3 protein-coding genes are annotated in these 6,541 nt (G+C 64.6%); all 3 read left to right on the forward strand.

Annotated features, from left to right (window positions below; translation table 11 throughout):
• Positions 1-55 precede the first annotated feature (55 nt).
• The 3 genes from RTQ83_RS20865 (at position 56) to RTQ83_RS20875 (ending at position 6,318) form a co-directional block, all read left to right on the forward strand.
• Positions 56-1,810: a glutamine--tRNA ligase/YqeY domain fusion protein gene (locus tag RTQ83_RS20865; RefSeq protein WP_312518883.1), complete on the forward strand. Its 1,755-nt coding sequence runs from the start codon at positions 56-58 to the stop codon at positions 1,808-1,810.
• A 230-nt stretch (positions 1,811-2,040) separates the two neighbouring features.
• Entirely contained in the window at positions 2,041-4,053 is a 2,013-nt protein-coding gene (locus RTQ83_RS20870; RefSeq protein ID WP_312518885.1) for a PKD domain-containing protein, read from the forward strand.
• Positions 4,054-4,128: 75 nt separating this feature from the next.
• Positions 4,129-6,318, forward strand: coding sequence for a metallophosphoesterase (locus RTQ83_RS20875; RefSeq protein ID WP_312518888.1), 2,190 nt, complete (start codon positions 4,129-4,131; stop codon positions 6,316-6,318).
• Positions 6,319-6,541: the final 223 nt, after the last annotated feature.

Here is a 6,541-nt window from a genome sequence, read left to right on the forward strand (position 1 = left end):
GAGCGCCGACTACGGTAAAATGCCCGCAACTTACCTCTACAGAAACATTATTTTCATGAGCAACGACAAGAACACCCCGGCGCCGGGCAATGCACCGTCGTCGAACTTCGTGCGCGCGATCGTCGAATCGGACCGCGCCGCAGGCACCCATGACCGTCCGGGCCTGCCGTCCGTGATCACCCGTTTCCCGCCGGAGCCGAACGGCTACCTGCACATCGGCCACGCCAAATCGATCTGCCTGAACTTCGGCCTGGCACGCGACTACGACGGCATCTGCCACCTGCGCTTCGACGACACCAACCCGGAGAAGGAAGACCAGGAATACGTCGACACCATCATGGACAGCGTCAAGTGGCTCGGGTTCTCGTGGCAGGATGCCAGCAAGGAGCACCTGTACTACGCCAGCGACTATTTCGACCGCCTGTACGAGATGGCCGAGTACCTGATCACCAAGGGCTACGCCTACGTCGACAGCCAGAGCGCCGAAGACATGGCCAAAAACCGCGGCAACTTCGGCACCGTGGGCACCAACTCGCCGTTCCGCAACCGCCCGGCTGACGAATCTCTTCAACTTTTCCGCGACATGAAGGCCGGCAAGTACAAGGATGGCGAGCACATCCTGCGCGCCAAGATGAGCGAAGACGCAATGTCCTCGCCGATCATGACCAACCGCGACCCGGCCCTGTACCGCATCCGCCACGCGCACCACCACCGCACCGGCGACAAGTGGTGCATCTACCCGATGTACGACTACACGCATCCGATCTCGGACGCGATCGAGAACATCACCCACTCGCTGTGCACGCTGGAATTCCAGGATCACCGCCCGTTCTACGACTGGCTGGTCGAGACCCTGGCCGAGGGCGGCTTCTTCAGCAAGCCGGTGCCGCGCCAGTACGAATTCGCGCGCCTGAACCTGACCTATGTCGTGACCTCGAAGCGTAAACTCCGTGCGCTGGTCGACGACGGCGTCGTTACCGGCTGGGACGACCCGCGCATGCCGACCATCGTCGGCCTGCGTCGCCGCGGCTACACGCCGGAATCGCTGCAGCTGTTCTGCGAGCGCATCGGCGTGTCGAAGGCCGACGGCTGGATCGACATGAGCACGCTGGAAGGCGCGTTGCGCGACGACCTCGATCCGAAGGCGCCGCGCGCGATCGCCGTGCTGCGTCCGCTGAAGCTGATCGTCGACAACTTCCCGGAAGGCGAAGCGCACGAGTGCTCGTCGCCGGTCCACCCGCACCATCCGGAACTGGGCAAGCGCACCTTCCCGTTCACGCGCGAGCTGTGGATCGAGCAGGAAGACTTCATGGAAACCCCGACCAAGGGCTACTTCCGCTTCACCCCGCCGCAGGGCGACCAGCCGGGCAGCCGCGTGCGCCTGAAGTACGGCTACGTGGTGGAATGCACCGGCTACGACAAGGACGAGAACGGCAAGGTCACCGCCGTGCACGTGAAGTACTTCGAGGATTCGAAGTCGGGCACGCCGGGCGCGGACAACTACAAGGTCAAGGGCAACATCACCTGGGTCAGCGCCACCAGCGCGCTCGAGGCCGAAGTGCGCCTGTACGACCGCCTGTTCACCGAGCCGCAGCCGGACGCGGGCGGCAAGGACTTCAAGGCGGCGCTGAATCCGAACGCGCTCGAGACCATTACCGCCTACCTGGAACCGGGCATGAAGGATGCGGTGGCGGATCAGCGCTTCCAGTTCGAGCGTCATGGCTACTTCGTGGCGGACCGCGTGGATTCGCAGCCGGGCAAACCGGTGTTCAACCGCGTGACCACGTTGAAGGATAGCTGGGGCAAGTAAGTTTTTTGCCGCCAAAGAATCCCGCCCCGGTGCTGCCGCGGCGGGATTTTTTTTTGCACTGCGCGCCATAGCGGCAATACCCCAAGCGCGCCTCGATCCATGTCAGACGTGCGCAGGTGCGCGCATGACGCGTTCGGTCCGGGGGTGAACGGCGTCCGGCCATGATGAAGGTCCAGGCGCCCACGCGACGGAGGCAAAGGCAGCCTCAACGTTTTCAATCCGGAGAAGACATGCACACGAAGTCCCATGGCGTGGGGCGTCACGTCATCGCTGCGTTATTGCTCGTCACCCTCGTGCTTGCAAGCATGGCGTTCGCCGCGCCGCCGCAATACGGCATCGATGCAGCGCAGGCGCAGCGCACCAGCTTCGGCAAGACCACCTACCGCGTCGTCAACCTGACCGACGGCGAACACTACGGCGACGTCGCGATCAATGCCAGCGGTCAGGTCGCTTTCTCGTACACGAGCGACCTGTTCCAGGTGCCAGTCGCCGCATTCTTCTACGACGGCACCCGGATCCGCAACATCGGCCGGCTCGGCGACGACTATGCCGTTGCTGCCGAGCTCAACGATGCCGGCCAGGTGGTCGGCCAGTCGCGCAATGCCGAGGGTCTCGATCGCACCTTCATCTGGAGTCCATGGCGCCCGATGACCGACATCGGCATCCTGCCCGGCACAATCTACCCGTATCAACCGGTCATCAATAACAACGGTGTCGTCGCCGGCTACATGAGCGGCAACCTCGCCGTCCGTTCCTACCGCTGGAGCCGGTCCGATGGCTTCACCGACCTCGGCCATCTGGCGCCGTCCCCGCCGTACGTCGCCAACGCCCTGGCGCTCAACGACGTCGGCGTGATCGTCGGCGACGCCCGGGTCGGGAATGGCCGCTCGCACGCCTTCCGCTGGACCTTCGGCAGCGGCATGGTCGACATCCATACCCTCGGCGTCACCGATTCCGTGGCAATCGGGATCGATGCCAGCGGCAATATCGTCGGCAATTACTACGACCAGCCGGTGGGCGACGCGATATGGCGCGCATTCATCTGGACGCCCGGCAGCGGCATGCGCCCGCTTGTCAGCGGCACCTACGACATGAACGCCATCGGCATCACGCCCAGCGGACGCGTGATCGGCACCCTCAGCCGTTCCCGCGACTACTTCCGCGCCTTCACATGGACTCGCGCGGGCGGTGTCGTCGAGTTGGGCTCGCTGGGGAGCCCCGAATCGATGCCTTCGGGCGCCAACAACAACGGGCAGGTGGTCGGCATGGCGGGCGACGCAACAGGCCTGCAGCGCGCGTTTGTGTGGAGCGCCAGGCTTGGCATGATCGACCTGAACAAGCGCCTGCGCCATGCGCCCCCAGGCCTGGAACTGTACGAGGCATTGGCCATCGCCGACAACGGCGCGATCGTGGCGCGTGCCAACAGCGGCCTGGTGCTGCTCAAGCCTGCGACCGGGGCGTCGTGCGCCTGTCCGCACACGGTCGGACCGATCATGGCGCGCGCAGTGGCGCTGCCGGGCGCACCTTTCGACGCCTCGGTCGGCATCGCCGGCGACAGGCCGGCAGCGCGCTACAAGGTCACCTGGTCGTGGGGCGATGGCGCGACGACGGCCACCGGTTCCAAGGCAGCGCATAGCAGCGCGCGCCACACGTACGGCGCGCCGGGTGTGTACACGGTGTCGGCAACCGTGGTCGATGACAGCAGCGCCAGCGTCAGGGTCAGCCGCAAGATCGCCGTGCAAGCCGCGCAGGGCGCGTCCGGCGCCGGCGCGTTCATGGCGCAGCCTGCCGCCGCCAAGGGGTCGCCGCAGCGCGCCGAGCGCGCGCGCTTCGCGTTCAGCGCGCTACCGGCAGACGCGTCGCATGCCGCTCGTGCCAATCGCAGCGGTCCCGGCGGCGCCGCGCTCCACTTCAGGGTGGGCGATCTCGACTTTCGCAGCGCCGACATCGCACCGGTCGCCACCGCTCCTGGCCGGGTCCGGTTCACAGGCAGCGGCGCAATCAACGGCAAGGGCACCCATCACTTCGACCTGGTGACGCTGGCGGCGACGGGCGATGCACCTGCACGCTTCGGAATAAAAATCTGGCATACCGACGCCGCAACCGGCGCGCAGGTGATCGACTACGACAACCAGCAGGCTGACGCCGGACGCATGGACGCAGCCACGGCAGAAGCCCGGATCACTACTGCGTCCGGTGCCATCGGCAGCGCACTGACCGAAGGCAGCATCGCCCTGCCGTAGAGGCCTTCCGCATGTAACAAAGCGGTCATGCAAGAATGCAATCATCCCCGGCAATTTCGTTGACCGGAGCATTGCATGACCCGTTTATTTTCCACCGGCGTTTCTACTGGCGCCGCCGCGCTGTCCCTGGCTCTGCTGGCCGCCTGCAGTCCGGGAGAGCCAGACGCCCCCGTCCAGACCACGCCGACCCCGCCGGTGCAGACCCCGGAGCCGACTCCGGCCCCGGTCAGCACCGCCGTCGCCTTCATGAGCGACGTCCACTTCCAGGACGTCTACGGCGACTTCAAGAGCAGCCAGTTCAGCGGCATCCCGACCAAGGACGGCAAGAACGCGACGATCCGCACCATGTACGCGCAGCTGACCTCGACGCGCCTGTTCAACGAAAACTATTTTGCCTTCTACGCCGCGCTGGACGACGCCTACGCCAAGGGCATCCGCTACGTCGCGCTGCCGGGCGACTACACCGACGACGCCCAGCCGATGAACGTCGACGGCATCGCCGCGGTCATGAAGCAATACCAGGCCAAGGGCATGCGCTTCTTCCTGGCGCCGGGCAACCACGATCCGGTCGAACCGTACGACGACCAGGAAGCCGGCAAGAACGACTTTTTGACCAAAGAAGGCAAGGAACAGAAGGTCTACGCCACCAGCAACGCCGCCTGCGTCGCCAAGGATCCAAGCGTGGTCTGCACCGATCAGCTGATGGAGCAAGGCTACGAAAAACTGATGACCAAGATGGGCGAATTCGGCTTCATGCCGAACAAGGCCGACATCCTGTGGGAAACGCCGTTCAGCAAGCACAGCGGCGGCAAATATACCTACGACGAAGCCGTCACCCAGGCCGCCCTGGCCAACCGCAAATTCGAGATCTGCGCCGAAGGTTCGGGCGGCGTCTACAAGGCCGCCGGCGAAGCCAAGCTGGGCAAGGCCTACACCAAGTGCGTGAAGATGATCGACAGCACCTACCTGGTGGAACCGGTCAAGGGCCTGTGGCTGCTGTCGATCGACGCCAACGTGTTCGTCCCGAACGCCAACTTCGATCCGGCCAAGCCCGAATGGTTCAAGGGCTTCGACGGCGCCGGCAACGCCGGCTGGAACAAGGTCATCACCCACAAGATGCACCTGATGGAGTACATCAAGTCGGTCGCCGCGCGCGCCAAGGCGGAAGGCAAGCAGCTGATGGCCTTCTCGCACTACCCGACCATGGACTTCTACGCCAACCAGACCGAGGCCATGAAGGCCGTGTTCAAGTCGGGCGCGTTCCAGACCGCGCGCGTGCCGGATGCGACCGTCGCCAATGCGGTGGCGGCCACCGGCCTGCGCCTGCACGTGGGCGGCCACATGCACTTCAACGGCACCAACGATCACCAGGACACGAGCGGCAACTACCTGGTCAACGTACAGTCGCCGTCGCTGGCAGTGTATGGCGCGGCCTACAAGATCATCACCTACAAGGATGCCGAGACGATCGACGTCCAGACCATGCCGCTCAATACCGTGCCGCGCTTCGCCGAACTGTTCCCGCTGTACGTGGTCGAGAACGACTACCTGAAAGGCAGCAGCGTCCCGGCCGACGCCGGCAAGCGCTGGGACCGCGCCATCCTCGACACCCGTTCGTATGGCGAATACACCCGCTACTACTTCGACGAACTGTCGCGCCTGCGCTTCATGGACGAATACTGGCCGTGCGAGATGAAGGAAGCGGCGATGAACCTGAACGGCAAGCAGATGCTGATTCTGTCGCAGCTGCAGACCAAGGTCACGCTGAGTCAGCTGAAGGACATCCCGGGCATCGTGCCATTGAGCGCCTCGTGCGCCGCCGCCGGCACTGTCACCGGCATGCCGGTCGCCGCTTCGGCCTTGAGCACGGATTGGGCTGACGCCACGGCCCGCGCCGATAAGCTGGCCACTGCCGCCGGCCTGCGCCTGGACGACTTCGCAGCACTCACCGCCTACGAGTTCTACGGCGACTTTCACCGCACCGTGTACGCCGGCGAACTGGCCCTGCGCGACATGGGCCAGCAGCGCGTCAACCAGTACAAGGTCCTGATGTCGGCCTTCCCGGCCACCCCGGCGGCGGTGCTGCGCGTGGGCGACAAGCCGTCCGACCAGAACCCGGTCGGCGCACCGTTCCAGAACCAGTTCAAGCAGGTGTTCGCGATCTTCAAGGGCCTGGGTTCGGCCAAGCCGAGCGACCATTTCACGGTCGACCTGAAAGGCAAGAAGGTCAGCAACGCCAGCAACAACGGCCTGAGCTTCAATTGATACGTTGAGTTGAAACACCGGCAAGCGGCGCGCCTGCAACGGCGGGCCGCGCCTGCCGAAAGTCGACATCTTGCGGCGCCCCTTCCCTCGCGGGAACGGGCGCTGCGGTGCTATGCAACAAGCGTTTTTAACCAACCGTTCCTTCAAACTTACGTAAAACTATTTGCAGCTAGCTTTACCGTTGAATTCCTGCTTCGTCGAAGCTGGTTTCACCCTGCAATTT

Source organism: Massilia sp. (assembly GCF_031995545.1).
GTDB lineage: Bacteria > Pseudomonadota > Gammaproteobacteria > Burkholderiales > Burkholderiaceae_D > Telluria.

Excerpts from the sequence above, each read along its gene's own strand:
- RTQ83_RS20865 (WP_312518883.1), top strand. The coding sequence starts at position 56 with ATGAGCAACGACAAGAACACCCCGGCGCCGGGCAATGCACCGTCGTCG.
- RTQ83_RS20870 (WP_312518885.1), top strand. The coding sequence starts at position 2,041 with ATGCACACGAAGTCCCATGGCGTGGGGCGTCACGTCATCGCTGCGTTA.
- RTQ83_RS20875 (WP_312518888.1), top strand. The coding sequence starts at position 4,129 with ATGACCCGTTTATTTTCCACCGGCGTTTCTACTGGCGCCGCCGCGCTG.